Raw genomic sequence first — 22213 nt, 5'->3', positions numbered from 1 at the left:
CTTTCATGCTCCCTATAAAGCATTTTTTATTCCTTTGTATGAATCAGCCGTGAACGTCACAATGGCGTATTACATACCCATATACGAATAATCTTCCTCTTCTTCTGATTTAGTAATATATTCATAGGTGTTCTCTTGTTCTATCTCTATGTTATAACATTTAGCAAGTGCTTCTTCTAATGTTCGTAGGTTTGGAATAGATACTTTGTTGATTTTTCTATCTTCTTTCATCACTTCTTTTAGTTGTCTTAATAATGTTTTTTCGTCATACATATCAATAATTTCAGCTTTTGATAAATTAGTTTGTTCTTTAACTAAACGAACAAGATTAGCAAATATTACAGTTCCTCTAATTTCTTGATTATTTTTTCTATAAGGGATATGAATTTCTTGATTTGTTTCATTAAAATGAAAACCATCTTTATGTTCTCCACTAGCAGTTCTAATTTTTAATTTTGCTTTTTCTGATATATCGTCTGCAAAACCGTCCACAATGTGGTTTTTCTTATGATATTGTGTATCTTCATAATTTAAAGCTTGTTCAATCATATCTTTCTTTTTATTAATAGATTGTTTTTTCTTTTCACTCATTTCAGTTTTAGCCTGTTGAAAAACTTTTAATTTTTCAGTAATTTCATTTATATTCTCATTAAAAATATCTAAATGATTAGTCATTTCTTCATTAGTTGATTTATACTCTTTACGAGATATATTCAATGATTTATTATCTGAATCTTTTAATCTACGCAATAAATTTTTATCAGATTCAAATAATTTGATATCCTTTTCAATACCTTTTATTTCAGATTTCATTTGCTCTTGTTTGTATTTAACATAATTTTCATGCTCTTTTCTCTTATCGTCTTTTATCATTTTCCAATAAGATTTATTTCTAGCAACTTGTCCTAAAAATTCAGCAGTTGAAATTTGACCATCCTTTTTTTTATCTTTCATAAGCTTCTTAAAAAATGAATGTTGCCCATCAGCATAAAAATTTAAACTACTTTCTTCGTCTTCTAAGAAATACTTTAAATGTTTGATTTCATTATTGTAATAACTTTCAACTTGTCCTATCCGCTCATCTTTTTGAGAAATATTTTTCTCAATATATTCAATGTCATCATCTCTTTTTTTTATTGATTTATTATAATGTTCAATTTCATTTTTTAGAGGTTCTTGTTTTTTCAGAATATGGTGTTTATCCAATTTATGTATTTCAGATAGCTCTTCTTTTTTTTCATTATGAAAATTCATGACTTTAAAAATATTAGATATTTGACCAGTCATATCTTTAATAGTTGACATCTCTTTTTGATATTCAGCAGAATTTTTAACTTTATTTAAATGATTGAACTTTTGTTTTTTAGAATTACTTTCATTTTTTTCTTGTTGTCTTTCTTTTTTGTTCTTCAAACCAAGTTTTTTTCTTATCGAAATAGGTAATTTTTCAGATAAATCCCTAACTAACCCCTCTCTCAATCTTAATAAGTCGATGCTTCCTTTTATTGAATATTTATCATTTACTCCTGCGTGAACATGAAACCCTTCTTTAACACCTAAACCGCTTTTGTTTTCATTATCTTCTATCCCCGCGATATAACCCCATTTATTAAATGTTTTATGTGTCCATTCCTTTGTTACTTCTTGAACTTGTTTCTTTTGCTCTTTTGTAAGTTTCTTATACAGCTCTGGTTCAATTGGAGAAATTATAAAGTGCTTTAAATTCATTTTCTCAATAGATTTATCAGATTGAAAAACATTATCTTCTTTTTGAATATATTTAACAAGTCTTGTCTTATTTGCTCCCTCGTAAGATTTCTGCATGTCTTTAAATACAGTTTTAACATTTTTAAGATTTAAACTCTCACGAGCTTTAAAACCATTTTTAAAATTCTTACTCATACTTTTTCACCAATAGATTTAATTCTTTAAATACAGCACCAAATAATCTTAATTGTTTTAAATAATCTTTGTCACTTTTTTTCAAGTTATCAATAAGTTCTTCAAAGTTTTCAGCATTTACAATTTTTTTAACTTCTTTATAAAATCCTACTTCTTTGCTTCTTTTTTCAGCAAGATAGATTTTCTTGTCATTGTTTATAACATTACATTTTTTATATATCTCTTCAATAGATAATTCACTTAAATCTTCTTTATTTAATATGTTTAATAACATTAAATTTTCTGTATCTCTTGCTATTTTATTTGATAAGCGATTATCTCTCTCGACTGAATTTTTATAAATTAAATCCTCTATGAATTCGCTTTCAGTCTTTAAAACTTTCTTTGCTTCTCTCTCTAATATCTCCGCTATTTCTGTCTTAAAAGTAAATCTCTTTCTTTCAGTATCATATTTCATTTTAATCCTTTTAATTTTTATTCTTATAAATTATAAAAAATAAATCAAAAGAAAAATAACTAATAGTTTTTTTGCCATAAAAGACCCTTTGTCAAAAGTAGTTCCCCCTTGTATTATCGTGTTTCCCGTAGGGCAACCGAGTAATACCTTTTTCCTGCTTGATACTCTCTTTCTCTTTTAATTCGTTATATCTGTTTTCTTTGGTTTTATCATTCTAAAAAGTTTATAAACAGTGTAGATAAATGGACTTAAAGAAATAAGAAAAAAAACAACAACAATTCCAAAAATAAATAAAATCAATCCTAAAAAAGATTTAACTAAATCGACGATGAAATCGGGAATAAACCAAATTTTTTTATCAAAAAATCTTTGTCCGAAATCTTCTATCCACTTGAACATTTTTTCTTTCCACCAATCTTCTTTTTTTTCTTCAATTAAAATATTTGTAAAATCAAAATCAATGAAATTAAAGAGATTTATATCTATCAAATCAATCATTTTTTCTTCTTTTCTTCAAGAACTCTTTAAAAAAAATAACACAACCAATAAACGAAACTAAATTTATAAACATAAATAAATAGAAGTTATTTTCAATCCAAAATAAATAATTTATTAAAAAATTTTCAATCATTATAAAACCTCTATTTTAAATTCTTTACAATCTAAAATTCTTAAATTCCCGTTCATTTCTCTTACTTGAATTTGATTTTGTTTCTCTAATAATTTAATAATTTCAATGTCATTTTTTATAGTGTCTAAATCACTTTTTAATGTGTTTATTTGACAAGTTAAATAACCTTTGATATATTCATTATCTTTTTTTAATTCGTTTAATTCACTTGTTTTTTCATTTAATATTTTTGTTCTATTTTCTAATCTTTTAATCAACATATTTTTAAAATCTTTTAACTTTTCATTTTTCACTTTAAATCCTTTATTGTCATATTCATATATTTTATAAAATAAAAATACCTTGTCAAAAAAAAAAGGTATTTTTAAAAAAATTAGTTTTGCTTTCTTTGAATATGTGTCGTTCTTGAAGTAGCAGTTTTAATCTCTTTCGAATCAATATCAATCATTTCCAAATAGTCATTTGAATACTCTAATTTGAACACTTCCTGCATCTCTGGTGTCAATAGTCTAAAATCTAAATAATTGTATATATAATCAAATATAATGTCATTTTCAAATAATTTTATAATATCTGTGATTTTGAATACCCATTCTTTACTATCATTTTGATAAACTTCATATTTGAATGAATACATTTTATTTAATAACAGCTCTTGTTTAGTTCTTAGAATAATTTGATCCATTTTAGATTTTATAATATGAGTAGTTCCAAAAAAATCATTCATGGATTTTAAGCTTCTCAAAGTTAAATTTTCGTGTCTCAAACTCAATGCTTTTTCTATTTCTTGATATATTCTTAATGAATATTTAGAACGAAGATTTTTAACAATATTTATGTTTAGAGGAGTAAATTGACCATTTTGAAAAATTGCTAAATATAAAAATTCAACATCTATAGAAACATTACATCTATATTTTTTCTCTACATTCATTTTTTTAATAACAAAGTTTTTAAGAGGAGAAACATTTCTATTTTCAATGCTGTCTTTTGTAGTTCTAATATAAACTACTTTTTTAGTAAATAATTTTCCTAAGACTTCTTCAAGGTCTTGAATATAATTTCCTTCTTCAACTCTCATAAACTTTTTTAAATGTCTAACATCCATTTCAAAATCAACGAAACTAACATTTCCTTCTTCGGTCTTTAAAAAAAGATGTTCAGTTCTATTCTCTTCTTCATTTAAACTAAAATGAAAAACTCCTTTACTAGTCCAAAAAAAATCTTCTTTTTTTATCTCTTTACGAATAATATGTCTTTTTTGAAGTGAATAGAAGAAGTATTCCAATAGTTTTTCTTCTTTTAATGTAATTGATACCTTATTGTTTTTTTCGTCCATATAATCCATTCTATTTATTAGTTTATTGCTTTTCGCATAATCTCCGTTTGAAATATTCATTTTAAATCCTTATTTGTTATATAAACTATTTTAAGTCTTTTTTATACTAAGTCAAAAAAAAAGGTATTTTTAAAAAAATATAAGAAAATCACTCCTAGATTAAAAGGAATCATCCACCTCTTTAGAGGTGGAAAAAATATGAATAGATATAAGTTTTGCTGCAGGGCATTAAAAATATAAATAGGGGGAACGATATATTTTTCAATGAGAAACTTGTTTCGAAAAGAAAAATAATCGGAGGGTGGAATAATTTTCTTCAGAAAATTATGAGGTATACTTAGTTTTTATAAAAACAAGCATTTTCAAAAATGACTGCGTAGAGATATAATAGAGACTCTCTTCTCTATAATATAATATATAATAGAGATTTTTAGTGATTCCTCACAACAAAGGTTTTTAGGGTAATGTAGAAGATTTCAAAAAGTAAAAAAATACCTTTTTACCTATAGTTTTATACCTTTTTACCTATAGTTGATAAAATAAAAATACCTTTTTACCTATAGTTTTATACCTTTTTACCTATAGAAAAAAAACCTTTTAAGGGTGGGGGCAAAATCTTTATTTTCAAGAGATTTTATCTCTGCCCTTACTATTTCCTTCTTCTTTTCTTTATCCATTTCAACAACTTCAGCAGGAATATCGTTTAGATTTGTAAAGTGAATAATTTATTGCTATACTTTGTTAAATTATATTTTAGGATAATCAATGGCGATAAATAAAGGTGAAATTGACGAACTAAAAGCGAAACTTAGTTTGATTTATTGGAGAGATAACAAATTACACAATATCGAGAAAGTTGGATTTTACAATCTAAAAACAATGGATTATATTGAGTATCCATCGCATAACTATTCACTATTAGATATATGTAATATGGGTATTACTGAACTTCAAAAAAATTGTAGTTTATTGAAAATAGACAAAGCACCAAGTATAATAAAAGCTGACGTATCTATAAACAATATCAATGTGTCTTTAAAATCGAAAAGAGGTGCTTTACCTGCCCTTATCAATCATACAAATAGAATTGGTATTAAAAAAGTTTTTGATAGAATAAAGCTTGACATAGAACCCTTAGATAATGCTATTGATGATTATTGGAACAAACGATTAAATAAAATTATTCAAGAAGATATTAAAATGAGTCATGACACAAGTCCTTTTAAGTCGATAAAGAATATTACAATGGTACCATTACTAGCATATTTTTTATTTAAGGGCACTGGAAGTTCTGATAGTAAAATTCAAGCAGACAGTTTATGGGAATTTGATAATCCAACTGATTTTGCAACATGGAAAAACTTATTACCAAATGAGGTTGCAGAAAGTATCATTGATAAAACAGTTGTTAGTATCAGAAGTAAAAAAGGTATGCCCAAGAACTATAATGATAATCCTACTACTGAAGAAGACAAGTCAATTAAAAAATGGACAAGGTTTATTGACGGACATTATAGGGGAGCACTTCACATTCGAGGCTAAATATCTCCAACTGATTGATTTATTGTTTTTTATTTTGGTTTCTAGTGAGAAGGAGAAGTCTTTTCAAGTTCTTCCAAATACTTAATGATACTCTCCGCCGTTGCCTCAATTGCTGGAATAGCAACACTATTTCCAAGTTGTTTCATTGCTTGGGTTTCAGAAACTGGGAATACAAAATCATCAGGGAAACCTTGCATTTTTTTACCTTGAACAGAACTTATTCTTTTTACTTCTCCATTTACTAAATAACTATCCCAATTTCTTCTGTCGTTTATTGAAGAACCACGACCTCCAACTCTTAACGTATATCCTACTTTTTTACTACACTCTGCATCCCATATATCACTCATAGTCATTTTAAGAGGTATTGGTTCTGGAAATTTAAATGATTGTAGTGTGTCATTTTTAAAACCTACGATAAATATTCTTGCTCTGTGTTGAGGGAGACCAAAGTCTGAAGCTTTGACTATTTTGAAATATATAGAATACCCAAGTTCCTTTTCTATAATATTTTTAATTGTATCGAATGTTTTACCATCATCGTGTTTCAACAAATGTCTAACATTTTCTAGAAAAAATGCTTTTGGTCGTTTCAAATCAATAATATTAGCTATATGGAAAAAAAGATTTCCTCTATCATCATCAAATCCTTTTTTATAACCAGCTTGGCTAAATGGCTGGCAAGGAAAACCTCCGCATAAAATATCAAAGTCTGGTATCGTACTGTGGTCTATCTCTGTGATATCATTATTAAATAAGTCATTATCAAATATTTCAGGAACTTCTTTATAAAAATTTTCTTTATATGTTGCTCTGGCATGATTATCAATCTCTGATACAAATACACACTGTGCCCCTTGATTGCTCATTCCTATATGAAAGCCACCTATTCCAGCAAATAAATCTATGAATTTATATTTTTTATTTAATTTCATCAAGTAAGAACCTATTTTTTTGTGAATTATAGCAGTCTATAAATCCTTTGCCAAGTAATATGTCAAATTGAAATAAAAAAAATTCAAGCCTCATTGTAATACCTTTGATTGTTTCATTTTTTTATACATTTCAATTACGTCTTGAGGAATATCGTTTAAAGTGAATTCCTCTTCTTCTTCTTGGTCTTTATCGTTTCTAACTATTTTCCAAAATTTAGTGAAAGACTTTTCAATAATAGGATATGGTATATCAATATAATTTTTTATTGTTCCTTGAACTTTATGATTTAAACAAGCATCTGCAATTACTACATCAATCTCACAATCATGAATCATTACATATAACATCAATCTTCTTGTGTCATGAATAGTTAAAGTTTTTCCATTCTTCAATCCAACATCTGCAAGTTGAACTAATTGTTTCCACCTATTTAATAAAGTTTTTTGTATCATATTAGGGAAAAATCTTCCTTCATTATCTGCATTGTTAGTTAAATAATCTTTCACTTCTGGAGGAAGTGGAAAATGATAATCTTCTCTTGTCTTAGTGATATCCTCTGTTGTTATAATTAAATCTTTTTTAAGAATTATATGTTCTTGTTTTAAATCCATCATTTCTTGAAGTCTATGAGCTGTCAAAAGCAATAAATAAAATATAGCTCTAACTTCATTAGTAGTATCTTTTTTATGTATGTTTTCATATTTAGGAATAGTATTATAAAGTTTTCTAACTATATCAAGAGGCTCGTCATGACTTATATCACTAATTTTTCTGTTCTCTTCTTTCTTCCTCTTTTTTAATTTCAAATCAAGAATAATATTCTCTTTGATAAGTTTATTTTTCCTACACTCTTCAAAAACTGGTAGCAATATCAATTTAATAAAACTTTTGCTAGATTTTCCTAGACCTTTCATTGATTTTACAATACTATCTATATTATTATATGTTATTAAATGAACTTGTTTCCAACCAATAGAATTTCTTATGCGTTTGTTATAATTAGTTGTATAAGTTGTATAACTAGATTTTTTCCATGTGTCATCTTCTAATTTTTCTGTACTATATTTTTCCCAAATATCATTTAAGATAACAGACTTCTTTTTTCCAAAAGGGTCAGTTTCTCCATTGTCAATTCTTCTTTTTACAATAATTGTTTCTTTGTATGCGTCTTCTTCTGTTTCACACTCAAATAATTTAGTATAATTCATTTCATGATATTTAGTTCCGTCATGTCTTAATCGAACCATTATGTTTTTAGTTCCGTCTTTCATGATTTTTGTTCTTATGCCAGCATAACTTTTCACTTCTTCTTTCATTACAGTTAGAAACCTTTCATGATTTAATTAAAAAAGTATAGCAGTAAAAAATCAAATTCAACCCCTTTTTGACCCATTAGATAGCATCAGATGAGGGTAAATAGTGCCAAAACATTAATTTATCAATTTCAAATAATTTATAAATATAGTTATTAAAGCCCTATAATAGGGGGATTAGTGAAGTCTTTCACTTTGAAAAAGAATTTATACAATTATGACTACTTTAAGTATATTCATACGCGAAGTTTGACATAATAATCATTAGACTTCTTTTATAATTTATTCTAAATAACTGATGTTACGCACTAAAACGAACTCGTCCGTTCTAGTGGCAGGGACAGATGTCCCTACAACCCCCTAAAGCTACGAAAAAGTATCTTTTTCGAGAATTATAAGGTATTTTACAAACTTTTTTACAAAAGTGCGTAAGGTCAGTAAATAATTAATTGGGCTAAAAAAGAAATATATAAGACAAAGGGATGTGAATGAAAGAGATATTTAAAAAATATAAAATTATAATTTTTAGAACTGCGGGTGTCGTCATGTTAGTTGTCGGCTTTATGTTGTACTTTTGGATCTCTCCAAAAGAGGTGGTAAGCGAAAATGAGATAGCGGCTGCGAATGTTGCAAGAATGGAGGCGAGTGTTCGCGGCAGTTCATCGTCTGCAAAGAAAAATCAAGAGCCTTCAGCCTCCAAGTTTGTCGAAGAGCTCAAAAATGCGCAAAAGGCACAAATCCAGTATCTAACCATACTTAGTATGATTTTTGGAATCCTTTTTTTAGGCTACAGTTTTATCCCTAAGCCTAAGCGCGATTCTGAGAAATAAGCACATCTTCAATCATCTTGTCGATGTCACCATCTAGTATGGCGCTGATGTTTGAGTAGGCTATGTTGCTTCTCGTATCTTTAATCTGCTGATACGGCTGCATAACATAAGAGCGGATTTGATGTCCCCATCCTATTTCACTTTTAGTGACACCGGCTGCTTCTGCTTTTTGATGTTCAAGTTCGAGTTCATAAAGTCGTGATTTTAACATCTTCATAGCCGTTGCCCTGTTTTTATGTTGACTTCTATCGTTTTGGCACTGAACTACTACGCCTGTTGCTATATGCGTTATACGAATTGCGGACTCTGTTTTGTTGACATGTTGCCCTCCTGCGCCGCTTGAGCGGTATGTGTCAACACGAATATCTTTATCTTCTATCTCTATATTTATATCATCATCAACTTCGGGAGAGACCATTACTGAGCTAAATGATGTATGTCTTTTGGCGTTAGAATCAAAGGGCGATATGCGCACAAGTCTATGGATTCCGTTTTCGACTTTGAGGTATCCATAGGCATTCTCACCCTTTATAAGCAGTGAGACATCTTTTATGCCAGCTTCATCGCCCGCTTGATAGTCAAGAACTTCAACGCTCCATCCGCGTCTCTCTGCAAATCTTTTATACATTCTAAGAAGCATAGAGGCCCAATCTTGAGACTCCGTGCCTCCTGCACCGGGATGAATGGAGAGGATGGCATTGTTAGCATCCGTCTCTTCGTTTAGCAGTACTTCAATCTCCATGTCACGGATAAAATCCTCAAGTTGTTGGGCACTTTTAAAACACTCATTGATGGTGTCTTCATCATTTTCGTCTTTAGCCATCTCGTAAAGCTCTTGGGCATCATCTATGGCATTTTTTGCAACGGCATATTTTTTAAGTTTTCTCTCGCACTGTATTTTTTCTTTTTGAATCAGTGCAGCATGCGAAGCATCAGTCCAAAAGTCTTGAGAGTTTTCAAGCTCGGTAATCTCATCTAGGCGTGCTTGAAGTTTATGCGGTTCAACTACACCCGTAATATTGCTCATCTTTTTTGAAAGGTTCTTTAAAAGTTCCGTATATTCGTAATTATCCATAAAATCAATCCAATAGTGTATAATTGCGATTATATTAAATTGAGGCTTAAAATGAAGATTATTTCTAGTCCCTTAGAGTTAAAAGAGCACCTTAAAAACATAAAACTATCCGTTGGTTTCGTGCCGACAATGGGTGCTTTGCATGAGGGGCATATCTCGCTTATAAAAAAAGCAAAAGAGCAAAACGAGATGGTAGTTGTCTCCATATTTTTAAATCCTACGCAGTTTTTAAAGGGTGAAGATTTAGAAAAGTACCCAAAAAAAGATGAAGCAGATAAGAAGATATGCTCCTTTAGCGGCGTTGATGTTCTTTTTTTTCCTAATTCAAGAGACATTTACGGAGTGGATGAAGTCTCAATCCTCTCACCAAAAGTAAGAGGATATGTCTTAGAAGGCCAAAGCAGACCGGGACACTTTAACGGCGTTTTAACCGTAGTTATGAAGCTCTTAAACATTGTAAATCCGACAAGAGCATATTTTGGAAAGAAGGATGCGCAGCAGCTAAACCTTATCTCTTTAATGGCAAAGCAGCTTTTTATGAGCGTTGAGATAGTTCCGGTCGATACGGTTCGCGAAAAAGATGGTTTGGCTCTTAGCAGCAGAAATGCATATCTAAGTAAAGATGAGAGGGTAGAAGCTCTTAAAATCTCATCCTCCCTTAGACTCTCAAGTGCCATGGTAAGCAAGGGAGTTGTTGATTCTAAAGAGATTAGAGCTGCCATGAGAGAAGTTTTAGCACCCTTAGAGATTTTTTATGTAGAGATTTTAGACCGCGAATTTAACCGGCTTGAGCGAGTTGAGATTGGCAATACGCTGATTTTGGTTGAGGTTAAAGTAGCAACGACAAGATTACTTGACAATATCTGGCTTTAAGTAACCATCTCCAACCAGCGTATCTACTATATTTTTAAAGACCGGTACTGCTGTTTGAGCTGCAAACTGGCTCTTTTTAGGTCGAATAACAATTGCCCCGATGGTGTATCTGCTTTGTTGGTCATTTGCAAAACCGATAAAGGCGGTATTGTATTCGTTTACATACTTTCTGTCTTCGACTATATGCGCCGTTCCGGTTTTGCCGCCTACCTCTAAACCTTCTGTTTTGGCTTTTACACCCGTTCCCTCATTGACCGTCTTGATTAAAATCTTTTTTACCCTGTGAGCAGTTGAGCTTTTGATTACCTGAGGCTGCTCCTGTTCGGGAATAGTGATTTCTCTGTCGTATTGGTCGATAAAATGCTCTATAACCCTTGGAGTAACCATTCTTCCGTTGTTGTTAAATACGCTGTAGGCACGGATAAGCTGCATCAAATTTGCACGCATGCCGTATCCGTAGGAGCATGTAGCCTTATATATCTCATTTTCGAGTTGCATTATATGAGGAACGGAGCCCACTTTTTCATAGACAAGGTCAGGGGTAGATTTGGACGCAAAACCAAAATCAAGCAGACCTTGATTGAAAGCTACTCCTGAGAGTTTTTGTGCAAGTTGCGCAATTCCGATGTTTGATGAGTGCACGATTACGTTCTCGGCACTCAGCCAATCAAACTTATGCTCATCCGTTATAACTTTTCTTCCGATTTTAAAGCGCCCGTTATGTCCGTTTACCAGATCATACGGGTTGACAAGCCCTTGATCCAAAAGAAGAGCAAAAGTGATAGTCTTAATAACACTCCCCGGTTCAAAACTGTACTCAATCATAGAGCTGTTCAGAGAGGGGTAATCACTTTTTTGTATTGCTTTTGGCAGATATCTGTTTGAACTTGCCATGGCGATAACTTTGCCGCTTTTGGTATCCATCACCGCAGCTATTATCTCTCTTGCCTCTAGTTCAATCTTCATTTTATCAAGCATCTTCTCAATTCTAAGCTGAAGGGCAATGGGTATATTTAGTTTTACGTCAAGCCCTTTAATGTCGGGTTTTGTAAAACTCTCTTTGTTTAGGATGATGTAGCCGTTCACATCTCTTTTGCCTTGGCTTAGCGCATCTTGCTTTGCCTGAAGTTCATATTCAAACTTTTTCTCTACCCCTTTGACGCCTTTGACATATGTATAACCGTCATCTTCAATTTTATGCGGATAGCCTATGATGGGTGTTAAAAGTTTCCCATAAGGGTACTCTCTGCTCTCTCCGCTCTCTATAATGCTAAGACCGTGCAGTGAAGTTTTGCCTGTTGCCGGGTTTTTTCTCTCAATGAAAACATTGAGCCGTCTAAGCTCATAGGCAAGTTGCTTGAGATATTGTGCCGCTTTTTGCTCAATGTTATAGCTAAGAACCACAACCCCTTTTTGTTTGCTTATCTTCTCTCTTATCTCTTTGGCATCAATCCCTGAGTAGATGCTAAAAAGCTCTACAAAAAGCTCTCTCTTCTTTGGGTCTATATAGTGTGTATTTACGACTGCTTTGTAAAGTTTTGCGGTAGATGCTATATGGAAACCGTCCGCACTTATGATGGAGCCTCTGACTGCTTTGGAGCTCTCTTTTGTGTAGAGGGAGGGAAGGTCACGCGTTTTTAGGGTTGTTAAAAGCATAACGCTTAAAAAGAGTAAAAAACCAAGCACGAGGAGTGAGTAGAGTATGAATATTTTTTTGCTTTTGTTCTCTTTGTTTGTGTTTTTGCTATTCATATTTTAGGCTGTCTTGGTTTTTAAATGGATTATAGCATTTTATGCTGATGAAGAGTGTTAATGCTCATTCTAAGCAAAACCTCGTCATTCTGAACATAGTGAAGAATCTAGCTTGAAAGACCAAAGTAGACCCTTCGTTTCACTCAGGGTGACGAACTTGTGAGTTTTTTTGTAGCTAAAAGTTGCCCTTAAAGCTGTGTTCTTCCCAACTCTTTGTAGGCGCTAAGCGCTTTGTTGCGAATCTCTAGCATAAGCTTCATGCTAGTTTCTGCTTTTCCGATGGCAAGTGCGGCTTGGTGCAGATCTTTTACCTGCCCAGTTGCTATATCGCCGACGGCTTTGTCACCCTTTTCTTGAAGTTCGTTAACTTCATTGATGGCAGATTTAAGTGTTTTGGCAAAATCTTCGCCGCCAGCACCCTCTATCTTGCTTTTTTGTTTTAACAGATCGGCGGAGGAGATGCCTGAAATGTTCTCAATACTACTCATGTTATACCTCTACTTATTGCAACAGCGAAATTGCGCTGTTTGCCATGTTTTTAGAACTCTCAAAGGCGGCGACATTCGCCTGATAACTTCTAGTTGCTTCTACTAAATCGGCCATTTCGATAACTGGATTAATGTTAGGGTACGCCACATAACCATTTGCATCCGCATCTGGGTGAGAAGGCTCGAACTTTAGGTTTGGCTCTCTGTCATCACGTGAGATTTTGTCAACTATAACGCTCATTATAGCAGGATTCACCTTTTTGCCAAACGCACCCTCGTTTAGCGGGTCTTGGTATTTTGCACCCTCGCTCATTCCATTGATTGCTTTGTTGAACTCTTCATTGAAGTTGATTGCCTTAAATACTACCTCTTTTCTTCTGTATGGTCCGCCTTCGTCAGTTCTCGTCGTCTGAGCGTTTGCAATGTTTTGAGAGATTGTATTTACACGAACTCTCTGTGCAGATAGACCGTAACCGCTGATATCAAAACTGCTTAAAAAATTTGACATAATTTACCTTTAACTAACTTTTGAAGATGAGTCTATAACGCTTTTGAAGATCTCTGAATTTTTCTTCATGGAACTAATCAGAGCGTTAAACATAATTGAGTTTTTGCTCATCTCTGTCGTCTCAACATCAAGATCCACGCTGTTTCCGTCGTTTCTTGCCATGTGCCCGTCTCTAAAGAATCTCTTTGGCATAGATGAGCTCTTCTCATCGGGCAGTGGCAGATGAGTAGCGTTCGTCTGAGCCATCTGCAACTTTGGAGTGCTCTGGTTTAAGATTTTTTCTCTCTGCTCTGAGAGCGCATCTTCAAAACGAATATCTCTTGGTCTATAGTAAGGAGTGTCGGCATTTGCAATGTTTGAAGATATCATATCCTGACGGATCGCTCTGTAGTCAAGCGCTTTTGCGGCAAGATGATGTGAAGCTGAAATCTCTATGCTCATGGGAACTCCTTTTTGTTTATCTGTAGCTCTACAAGCAATTAAAGTTCCAGATTGAGTATGCATTCCCATCGTCCTCGATGGGAATGAGAAAAAAGTCCCACTTCCAAATCTCTTAAGCAACTATTAATCTTATATGCCTCATAATATTCTCTAAGGTTACAAGAGTGACCAAATTTTTTATATACAAGGAGTTCTTATGAAAAGAGCTGGTTTTACTATGATTGAGTTGATTTTTGTTATCGTTATTTTAGGTATTTTGGCTGCGGTTGCAGTTCCAAAGTTGGCTGCTACGCGTGATGATGCGAAAGCTACTGCAGCGATGGCAAACTGGAAAAATGCTGTAAATCAGATTCAAGCTACTGCAACTGCAACTGGAACTGTTCCTGATTTGACAACTCTTATTGATGGAAGTGATACTTTAGTTGTTGGCACTGAGTCTATAACTGCTCAAATTGTAAGTGGTGGAGTTACAAGTGTTTGTGCTGAAGGTGCGGTTGTAACTGATGCTAATGGAAGTACTTTGACAATAAGTGATGTAGATGTTACTGGTGTTGGTCCATGTATATTGTTTAAAACGGTTACTGAAGGAGATATAAAATTAACAGGTTCAAGTGTAACTCGTTGATTTCTCTCGTTCCCACGCTCTGCGTGGGAATGCATATATAAAGTAGTTATTTTTAAGTTATCTTAGGATGATTTTAAAGTTGGTACCGAAGGTTTTTTATGAAATTTTCTCGCGGTTTTACCATGATAGAGCTGATATTTGTCATCGTTATTTTAGGTATTTTAGCGGCTGTGGCTATTCCAAAAATAGCTGTAACGCGTAACGACGCAAAGGCTACAGCATCGTTAGCTAACTGGAAAATTGCTGTAAATCAGATTCAGGCTACCGCTACTGCAAAAGGAAGAGTTCCTGACCTAGATACTTTTGTGGAGGCAAGTGATACTTTAATTGTAACACCAACTACAATTACAGCGCAGGTTGTTACAGCCGGAAATACAAACGTATGTGCAGTAGCTACAGTTACGCAGGATGAAAACGCTACTTTAACCATAAGCGACGTTGATGGAACTCTTGTCGGATGTTCGTTGTTCGCAGATGTAGAAGAAGGCGTAACCAAATTGTTAGGTGAAAGTGTTGCTCGTTAATCTTTATAAAAAAGAGGTGTTATGAAAAAATCAAAAAATGCTTTTACCATGATTGAGATGATTTTTGTTATTGTAGTTTTGGGTATTTTAGCTGCCATAGCAGTACCAAAATTAGCAGCTACAAGAACTGATGCTGAGATCTCCAAAGGGATTGCGGATGTCGCGTCTGTTCGTTCTGCTATCATTACTGAGAGACAATCAAGATTAATAATAGGTTGTCCTGATTATATACCAAATGGAACAGGTACTTATACATGTAATGGAAATACATATAATCAGATGGACAACGGTGGACTCTTCGGCGGCGTTCTTATGTATCCCATAGAAAACAGAGCCGGGGTAAACGGAAAGTGGAGCAGTTCAGCTGCTGGTACATATAAATTTAGAGTGAATAATATAGATGTTGTCTTTACATACTATGATAGCACAGAGGCTGATGTATCTAAAAGAGGCACGTTTACATGCAGTACAACAAACGGTACTTATGGGGAAATGTGCAAACTCTTAATTAACTAATTTTCTCGTTCCCACGGTCTCCGTGGGAATGCAGAGTATATCAGTAATTTAAAATAGAGGGGAGGATTAAGTAATGTGTCAAGTATTAAAAGTTGTCAAAGCTGAATATATCAAAGATTATCAAATTCGCCTAGAGTTCAATGACGGACTGGTGAGGGTTATAGATTTTAAAAATTTTATATTTTTATCACGTATTCCTGCTATATCAAAGTATAAAGATTTAGAACTCTTTAAGACCTTTTCTATAACAGATGGTGATTTAGAGTGGAATGATTATGATTTGTGTTTTGCGATCACCGATCTCTATGAAAACAAAAATATCGAGCCATTGGGTGATCACTCCAATAGAGCTGCGTAAAAATTCTTTCCATAATTGAATGAAAATTTTAAAACATTGCACTACTACAACATAGCACTTCTTAACTCTCCCTTAGAGCCTTTTACCTACCAGAGTCAAAGTGCCATAGCTATCGGCACAAAAGTAAAAGTAAAAGTAAGAAACAGAGAGGTTTATGGGGTTTTACTTGCTTCTTGCAAAGAGCCTGATTTTAAAACAAGCGAAATCTTAGAAGTTTGCGACTCGACTTACTCACAAAAACAGATAACACTTGCCCGATTTATCTCTGCATACTATTTTTGCTCACTCGGCGAAGCGCTTGGGGTTATGCTTGGGTATGTAAATGATGAGATCCTGAATCAAGTTCAGGATGACGTGTTGCTTGTTCATAATGACGCATCCACCGTCATTGCGAGCGAAGCGTGGCAATCTCACAGTGACATAACGCCCAGAGACTGCCACGTCGCTACGCTCCTCACAGTGACGGACTCTGCTATTACTCTCTCAGCCAAACAAAACGAAGCACTGGAATTTTTAAAAAAGCATAAAACCTCACTCCTTTTTGGCGATACGGGAAGCGGAAAAACAGAGATTTATATGAAGTATTTTGAGGAGATGATAGAGCAGAAGAAGCGTTCTATATTTCTTATGCCCGAAATCTCTCTTACTCCGCAGATGAACCAGAGGCTCCATAAGCACTTTGGCGATGCTGTCGTCATGTGGCACTCAAAACTTACTCCAAAACAGAAAAAAGAGGCTCTAAGAAAAATTCATGACGGAAGTGCAAAAATCATCGCAGGTCCTCGCTCTGCTCTGTTTCTGCCCGTAAAAGATTTAGGACTGATTGTTGTAGATGAGGAGCATGATGAGAGCTATAAATCATCTTCGCGTCCGCGTTACAATGCAAGAGACATTGCAATTTATATGGGAAAGATACACAATATTGGCGTTGTTTTGGGGAGTGCGACACCGAGTTTGACAACCTACGTAAAATTTCCGTATGTGAGACTCAGAGGCGGACACTTTAGCTCAAAGAAAGAGTTTGTGTATGAGCGCTCAAGCGAAAAACTCTCCCCCATGATTCTGACAAGTCTGCAAGAGACACTCAAAGCAAAAGAGCAAGTCATTGTCTTTCTTCCGACACGTGCAAACTTTAAGTACCTTATCTGCTCTGATTGCGGACACACACACAAGTGTCCATTTTGCAGCGTGGGGATGAGTATTCATCAAAAATCAAGATCGCTAAAGTGCCACTACTGCAACTTCGCTCAGGCAATACCGCAGGAGTGTTCTGAGTGCAAAAGTCCAAATCTTGTTAGTTCAAGACTTGGAACGGCGGAGGTTGTCAAAGAGATACAAAACGAGTTTGATGCGGTGAATGTAGAGCAGTTTGACAGAGATGTCATTACAACCGCAAACAAGCTCAAGCGTGCTCTTAAGAGATTTAACGACAAAGAGACGGATATACTTGTCGGAACGCAGATGATCAGCAAAGGACATGACTACCACGGTGTCTCTTTAGCCGTTGTTTTGGGGCTTGACAATATTCTGGGCATGAGTGACTACAGAGCTAGAGAAAAAGCACTCTCCACGCTTGTTCAAGTAGCGGGAAGAAGTGGTAGAAAAGAGAGTGCAAAAGTGCTTGTTCAAACATTTAACGAGAGTTTTTTTAGCGCATTTGTAGGTAGATATGAGGATTTTTTAGAGGACGAGAAAGAGTACAGAAAAGAGCTCTATCCGCCCTATAAAAAATTGTGCCGTATTCTCTTTTCACACAAAAACGGTATAAAAGCGCAGGAGGCGATGCAGCAGATGCAGGACTCTTTGAGAGCGTTTTCAAATGTAGAGATAGTCGGGTTTGGAAAGTGCGGCATTGAGCGGGTTGCGGATAAGTACAGATTTGAGATACTTCTGCGCTCTGACAAAAGCACCGACATCATCAAAGCAGTCTCTGCCTGCAAGATAGAGCTGGCAGAGATAGATATGGACCCTATTGAATTTGGATAAAAAAATAAAAGTTTTTCTAAAGTATTCTTTCTTGTCTGCGCCTAGAATTTACATAAATCTTTTTATTTTTTTTAGAGAGAGTGTTGATTGTCAAAAAACCAGTAAAACGCCATCATAACGCCCGTAGTTTTTTGGCAGCTCTCATTAAACATAAACTCTTTTGCCTCTTTGGTAGGAACATAGACGACCTCAATATCTTCCTCGTCCAATCCGCCGCCCTCGTTTACCTTCATGGAGTCATCACAGAGCGCATAGTAGAGTGTTTGAAAGGTTCCGGATATTCCCACGCTTGTGTAGAAAGAGCTGATTTTTGTGAGACTCTCTGCGGGTATATCGTAACCACACTCCTCTAAAACTTCTTCTCTGGCAATCTCGACAAGGCTTTTGTTTTTATCTACTATGCCCGCGCACAGTTCGTACATTATGCCGTTGTCTGGATTTTTGTTAAGCACCGTTGCTCGAAGCTGTTTTACCAAAACAAAAGCATCTCTGTCTCTATGCCAAAGCAAAACGGCAACGCTGTCATGTGTTACAACGGCTTCCCATTTTCTGTTAATGCCCTTAGCTGAGTAGTTTATCAATATGGGTTTTACGAAGCTTGGCTCTTTAAGAGTCTGAATTGAGTCTATCTTGTACACAAAACTCTCCATTGTAAAAGTAACAAACACTCTGAGGTACTCCGAGTTTTGCATGTTTTGTCTCATTGGCAATATGCAGATTTATGCTCTCGTCATAGTTTGATTTTAGCTGCAAGAAGGCTGTTTTGTCTTTGCCGGAGAGCTTTTTGGTTGCCACTTGAACAACGCGAAGAGGATCAATGGCTTGATTGTTTTTATAGAGTCCAAAATGCAGATGCGGACCTGTCGAGAGACCAGTACTTCCGACATAACCGATGATCTGCCCTTTTTTCACGTAAGAGCCGTTTTTTAACCCTTTTCTAAATGAGTTTTGATGAGCATAGAGAGTCATATAACCATCTTCATGTTGCACTTTTATCAGTTTTCCATATCCTCTAGTATATCCTATAAAGACGACTCTTCCGCTTCCGGCCGCTGCAATCGGAGTGCCTCTTGAAGCGGCATAATCAACTCCCGAATGCGCACGATATTTTTTTAAAATGGGGTGAAATCTTCTTTTTGTAAAGTACGAAGATATTCTAGCTCCTCTAACCGGATTTCCAAGTAAAAAACCTTCTATTTCATTGGCATCTTGGTTGTAAAATCTGCCATCATCATTTAAGTAGATGTAGTGTTGTTTACCTCTCATCTCTATCATGGCAGCTTTTAGAGTAGGCATTGAAAAAGGTTTTCCAAGACGATATTTCTGTTCATATACCATAGCAAGTCTGTCGCCTTTGCGAAGGTCTCTTTTGAAGTTGAGCGAGTGTTTAAAACTTGAGACAAAGATTGTCGCAAGCTTTACGGAACCAGTCTCTCTTACGATGTCAAGATAGGGAGAGTGCTCTATTTTAAGCGTAAACGCTTCTGTTCTTGTTTCACTGACAATGGGCACAGTTTCAAAAAAGTACTCCCCGTTATGTTTGTATATATGGATTTGCAACTCATCGTTTAGAGGTATAAAAATCTGAGAAATTTCACCGCTTTTCTCTTTTGAGATTTGGTAGTGAACACCCGAATAGATCTCCTCGGTAAGTTGTTGTTCATCTTGGTCTAAGTTGTAGTAAAGAGGTCTTAGGGGAAGTGAGTTTTTCTCTAAAAACATCAGGTATGTCTCTCCGCTGCTCCAACGGGAAGTCTCAACCTCTGCCCCAAAAATAGATGTCACAAATAAAAAAAAGATAAATAATTGTCTCATAAATATAACCGTAAATATAAAATTTTTCAAAATAATTTTAAAACTCTAACAAAATTTGCCTTAGTGTGAGGTTTGTTTGCTATAATCGCACTATATTATTTATAAAGTAGAAAAATGAAGCAGATAATTGTTTTTTTAATTATAGCCTTAGAGCTTTTTGGAGTTGTTGTAAAATCCCCTGTCGTGGGAATTAATGAGGATGCAACCGAAGTTACGATTGAAATTGAGAAGATTGACGTAGGAGTGAGCGGCTTTATTGTTCATGGGATTAATGATGAGCATACTACCATCTTAAAAAATGCCGTAGTGAAGAGTTTTGATGAGAATAGTAAAATTGCAAAAGTAGCTCTTAGCGAGTTTAATGCACTAAGCAGCAGTGCTCTTCCAAGCGGAAGATGGGATGTTAAAGTAGGCGATACGGCTGTTTTGGCTTTTGGATATACTAGAGCTCTTCTGATTGCTCCAAACGAAGATATTTACTATAGGGTCATAAAAAGCTCCAATATTCAGTGGATACACCCTGATATTTTTGCTACCATACTCTCATTTAACGGACACCCTACACCACTTAGAAGTGATTTTACCGAGATGAGTTCGAGTACGTCTGTGGGTTTAGTCTTTATCTATTTGGATGAGAGAGTTTATACATTAGATGCAAAAAGTTTTAAAATATTGGCTATTACAGATGCAAAGTTAGAGCAAAAAGAGCTGAATCTTCCTTTTTATATGAGAGTTCCTGAAATCGATGCCAATTGGTGGGGAGAGGGAAGTGACGAGCTCGAAGAGTATGAGCCTCACTACTATGAACTGATGGCAAAAGCAAACCCAAACAACAAAGAGCTTTACGAAATAGTAAAAAGCGGCGGCGAAAAGCTCGAAGATATAGTTGAAGAATTTGATTTTGAAGGGAAAAAAGATGATAGAAAAAAAACATTTGGACTATTTTAGTCAAGTTGTCGGCAATGAAAATATCTATAGTGACAAAGCACATCTCATAGCATACTCTTACGATGCAACACGTGAGCATTTTGAGCCTGATGCCGTTATATTTCCAAGAGATGAAGATGATATAAGCAATATTCTAAAGTACTGCAATGAGCATAGAATTGTCATAGTTCCCCGCGGTGCAGGAAGTGGTTTTACAGGCGGAGCACTTCCCAGCAGCGGCGGAGTCGTCCTTGCTATGGAAAAGCACATGAACAAAATCTTAGAGATAGATATGAAAAACATGGTCGCAGTCGTTCAGCCGGGTGTTATAAACATGGACTTGCAACGCGCAGTTGAAGAGGTCGGACTCTTCTATCCGCCGGACCCGGCAAGCCAAGAGTACTCAAGCATCGGCGGAAACGTAAGTGAAAATGCAGGCGGAATGAGAGCTGCAAAGTATGGCATCACAAAAGATTATGTCATGGCAACGCGCGCGGTGCTTCCAAACGGCGATATCATCAAGGCGGGAAAAAGAACCATAAAAGATGTGGCAGGCTATAACATAAGCGGTATCTTGATAGCTTCTGAGGGGACTTTGGCTGTGCTTAGCGAAATAACTCTAAGACTTATTCCAAAACCTAAAATGACAAAAACTGCAATGGGAGTTTTTAACAGTGTCAGCGATGCTATGAATGCGGTATATAAAACTATGGCGAGCGGCATAACGCCTGTTGCTATGGAGTTTTTGGACAACTTGACTATCCGTGCTGTCGAGCAGACTTTTAACAAAGGACTTCCTGTGGATGCGGGCGCGCTTTTGGTGACTGATGTTGATGGAAACTTGGAGGATGATCTTGATTTTCAGCTTGCTCAAATTGAGAAAGTTTTTAAAGAGAATGGTTGTTATGAGTTTAAAATCGCAAAAGATAAAAAAGAGGCGGCTGATCTTTGGTTTGCAAGACGCAATGCTTCGCCGGCGCTCAGTGTTTATGGGAGCAAGAAACTAAACGAGGATGTTACGGTTCCGCGTTCCGCTCTGCCTGAACTTTTAGAGAAGTTTTATGCCATAGCCGATAAATACAATGTTAAAATCCCATGTTTTGGGCATACCGGAGACGGCAACGTGCATACAAACGTAATGGTAGACGGCAAAGACCCGGAGCAGGTAAAAATCGCTTATCAGGCAATAGAAGAGGTGTTTCAAGCGACTATTGATTTAGGCGGAACTCTGAGCGGTGAACATGGTATAGGTCTTGCAAAAGCGCCTTATATGTCGATGGCGTTTACGCCCGAAGAGATAGCGCTTTTTAGGTCGATAAAAATGGCGTTTGATCCAAACAATATTTTAAACCCCGCAAAGATGGGATTGAATTAA

Annotated in this window: 24 protein-coding genes; 10 read left to right on the top strand and 14 right to left on the bottom strand. The window is 35.0% G+C overall.

Annotated elements, in window-relative coordinates; translation table 11 throughout:
- Positions 1-69: 69 nt before the first annotated feature.
- From IBX42_RS04660 to IBX42_RS04640, 5 genes are all read right to left on the bottom strand, one after another.
- A complete protein-coding gene (locus IBX42_RS04660) occupies positions 70-1902 on the bottom strand; it encodes a hypothetical protein (RefSeq protein WP_294929540.1) in 1833 nt (610 codons plus the stop codon).
- Positions 1895-2359: a hypothetical protein gene (locus tag IBX42_RS04655; RefSeq protein ID WP_294929539.1), complete on the bottom strand. Its 465-nt coding sequence runs from the start codon at positions 2357-2359 to the stop codon at positions 1895-1897. Before IBX42_RS04655 ends, IBX42_RS04660 begins: the two co-directional genes overlap by 8 nt.
- A 177-nt stretch (positions 2360-2536) precedes the next feature.
- Positions 2537-2857, bottom strand: coding sequence for a hypothetical protein (locus IBX42_RS04650; RefSeq protein ID WP_294929537.1), 321 nt, complete (start codon positions 2855-2857; stop codon positions 2537-2539).
- A 132-nt stretch (positions 2858-2989) separates the two neighbouring features.
- Positions 2990-3283, bottom strand: a complete 294-nt coding sequence (locus IBX42_RS04645; protein ID WP_294929534.1) for a hypothetical protein — start codon at positions 3281-3283, stop codon at positions 2990-2992.
- Positions 3284-3363: 80 nt separating this feature from the next.
- Positions 3364-4389 carry a RepB family plasmid replication initiator protein gene (locus IBX42_RS04640; RefSeq protein WP_294929532.1) on the bottom strand — a complete coding sequence of 342 codons (1026 nt, stop codon included), beginning with the start codon at positions 4387-4389 and terminating at the stop codon, positions 3364-3366.
- A 705-nt stretch (positions 4390-5094) separates the two neighbouring features.
- Here IBX42_RS04640 and IBX42_RS04635 point away from each other — a divergent pair.
- Positions 5095-5871: a hypothetical protein gene (locus tag IBX42_RS04635; protein WP_294929527.1), complete on the top strand. Its 777-nt coding sequence runs from the start codon at positions 5095-5097 to the stop codon at positions 5869-5871.
- A gap of 41 nt (positions 5872-5912) precedes the next feature.
- Here IBX42_RS04635 and IBX42_RS04630 read toward each other — a convergent pair whose 3' ends face one another.
- Positions 5913-6806, bottom strand: a complete 894-nt coding sequence (locus tag IBX42_RS04630; RefSeq protein WP_294929525.1) for a DNA cytosine methyltransferase — start codon at positions 6804-6806, stop codon at positions 5913-5915.
- Positions 6807-6896: 90 nt separating this feature from the next.
- Positions 6897-8123 carry a tyrosine-type recombinase/integrase gene (locus IBX42_RS04625; protein WP_294929523.1) on the bottom strand — a complete coding sequence of 409 codons (1227 nt, stop codon included), beginning with the start codon at positions 8121-8123 and terminating at the stop codon, positions 6897-6899.
- A gap of 485 nt (positions 8124-8608) precedes the next feature.
- Between IBX42_RS04625 and IBX42_RS04620 the strand changes: the two genes are divergently transcribed.
- Complete coding sequence (locus IBX42_RS04620) at positions 8609-8950, top strand: hypothetical protein (protein WP_294929521.1); 342 nt, start codon at positions 8609-8611, stop codon at positions 8948-8950.
- Here the strand turns inward: IBX42_RS04620 and prfB are convergent.
- Positions 8928-10025: a peptide chain release factor 2 gene (gene prfB, locus IBX42_RS04615; protein WP_294929518.1), complete on the bottom strand. Its 1098-nt coding sequence runs from the start codon at positions 10023-10025 to the stop codon at positions 8928-8930. The genes IBX42_RS04620 and prfB overlap by 23 nt on opposite strands.
- Positions 10026-10076: 51 nt before the next feature.
- On the opposite strand from prfB, the gene panC reads away from it, so the two are divergent.
- Entirely contained in the window at positions 10077-10898 is an 822-nt protein-coding gene (gene panC / locus IBX42_RS04610) for a pantoate--beta-alanine ligase (protein WP_294929515.1), read from the top strand.
- Here panC and IBX42_RS04605 read toward each other — a convergent pair.
- The 4 genes from IBX42_RS04605 to flgB all read right to left on the bottom strand — a co-directional run bounded on the left by IBX42_RS04605 (position 10875) and on the right by flgB (position 14087).
- On the bottom strand, positions 10875-12650 hold the full coding sequence (locus tag IBX42_RS04605) for a penicillin-binding protein 2 (RefSeq protein WP_294929513.1): 1776 nt from the start codon (positions 12648-12650) through the stop codon (positions 10875-10877). The two genes, panC and IBX42_RS04605, sit on opposite strands and share 24 nt — an antisense overlap.
- Before the next feature lie 188 nt (positions 12651-12838).
- Positions 12839-13138, bottom strand: coding sequence for a flagellar hook-basal body complex protein FliE (gene fliE, locus IBX42_RS04600; protein ID WP_294929485.1), 300 nt, complete (start codon positions 13136-13138; stop codon positions 12839-12841).
- 13 nt (positions 13139-13151) lie between these two features.
- On the bottom strand, positions 13152-13646 hold the full coding sequence (flgC, locus tag IBX42_RS04595; protein ID WP_294929482.1) for a flagellar basal body rod protein FlgC: 495 nt from the start codon (positions 13644-13646) through the stop codon (positions 13152-13154).
- A gap of 9 nt (positions 13647-13655) precedes the next feature.
- A complete protein-coding gene (gene flgB / locus IBX42_RS04590) occupies positions 13656-14087 on the bottom strand; it encodes a flagellar basal body rod protein FlgB (RefSeq protein WP_294929479.1) in 432 nt (143 codons plus the stop codon).
- A gap of 196 nt (positions 14088-14283) precedes the next feature.
- Here flgB and IBX42_RS04585 point away from each other — a divergent pair, with 196 nt between their 5' ends.
- From IBX42_RS04585 to IBX42_RS04565, 5 genes are all read left to right on the top strand, one after another.
- On the top strand, positions 14284-14712 hold the full coding sequence (locus IBX42_RS04585; RefSeq protein WP_294929476.1) for a prepilin-type N-terminal cleavage/methylation domain-containing protein: 429 nt from the start codon (positions 14284-14286) through the stop codon (positions 14710-14712).
- Between the two features lie 98 nt (positions 14713-14810).
- Positions 14811-15236, top strand: coding sequence for a prepilin-type N-terminal cleavage/methylation domain-containing protein (locus IBX42_RS04580; RefSeq protein ID WP_294929473.1), 426 nt, complete (start codon positions 14811-14813; stop codon positions 15234-15236).
- A gap of 21 nt (positions 15237-15257) precedes the next feature.
- A complete protein-coding gene (locus tag IBX42_RS04575) occupies positions 15258-15752 on the top strand; it encodes a prepilin-type N-terminal cleavage/methylation domain-containing protein (protein ID WP_294929470.1) in 495 nt (164 codons plus the stop codon).
- 73 nt (positions 15753-15825) lie between these two features.
- Complete coding sequence (locus tag IBX42_RS04570; RefSeq protein WP_294929466.1) at positions 15826-16110, top strand: DUF2442 domain-containing protein; 285 nt, start codon at positions 15826-15828, stop codon at positions 16108-16110.
- A gap of 15 nt (positions 16111-16125) precedes the next feature.
- Positions 16126-18096: a primosomal protein N' gene (locus IBX42_RS04565; protein ID WP_294929463.1), complete on the top strand. Its 1971-nt coding sequence runs from the start codon at positions 16126-16128 to the stop codon at positions 18094-18096.
- Between the two features lie 71 nt (positions 18097-18167).
- Here IBX42_RS04565 and IBX42_RS04560 read toward each other — a convergent pair whose 3' ends face one another.
- A complete protein-coding gene (locus IBX42_RS04560; RefSeq protein WP_294929460.1) occupies positions 18168-18734 on the bottom strand; it encodes an NUDIX hydrolase in 567 nt (188 codons plus the stop codon).
- The gene (locus IBX42_RS04555; RefSeq protein ID WP_294929457.1) at positions 18703-19911 is read right to left on the bottom strand and encodes a peptidoglycan DD-metalloendopeptidase family protein; all 1209 of its coding nucleotides are present in this window, start codon (positions 19909-19911) and stop codon (positions 18703-18705) included. The genes IBX42_RS04560 and IBX42_RS04555 overlap by 32 nt, the downstream gene beginning before the upstream one ends.
- Positions 19912-20025: 114 nt before the next feature.
- Between IBX42_RS04555 and IBX42_RS04550 the strand changes: the two genes are divergently transcribed.
- Together IBX42_RS04550 and IBX42_RS04545 are read left to right on the top strand one after the other, a co-directional pair.
- Positions 20026-20859 (top strand): plasminogen-binding N-terminal domain-containing protein, encoded by an 834-nt coding sequence (locus IBX42_RS04550; protein WP_294929454.1) that lies wholly within the window; start codon positions 20026-20028, stop codon positions 20857-20859.
- Positions 20828-22213, top strand: a complete 1386-nt coding sequence (locus tag IBX42_RS04545; protein ID WP_294929451.1) for an FAD-linked oxidase C-terminal domain-containing protein — start codon at positions 20828-20830, stop codon at positions 22211-22213. Before IBX42_RS04550 ends, IBX42_RS04545 begins: the two co-directional genes overlap by 32 nt.

The sequence above is a fragment of the Sulfurimonas sp. genome, from assembly GCF_014859695.1.
In the GTDB taxonomy this organism is placed as follows: domain Bacteria; phylum Campylobacterota; class Campylobacteria; order Campylobacterales; family Sulfurimonadaceae; genus Sulfurimonas.
Note: the sequence above shows the minus strand (reverse complement) of the source record. Positions and strands in the feature narration are given on the sequence as shown.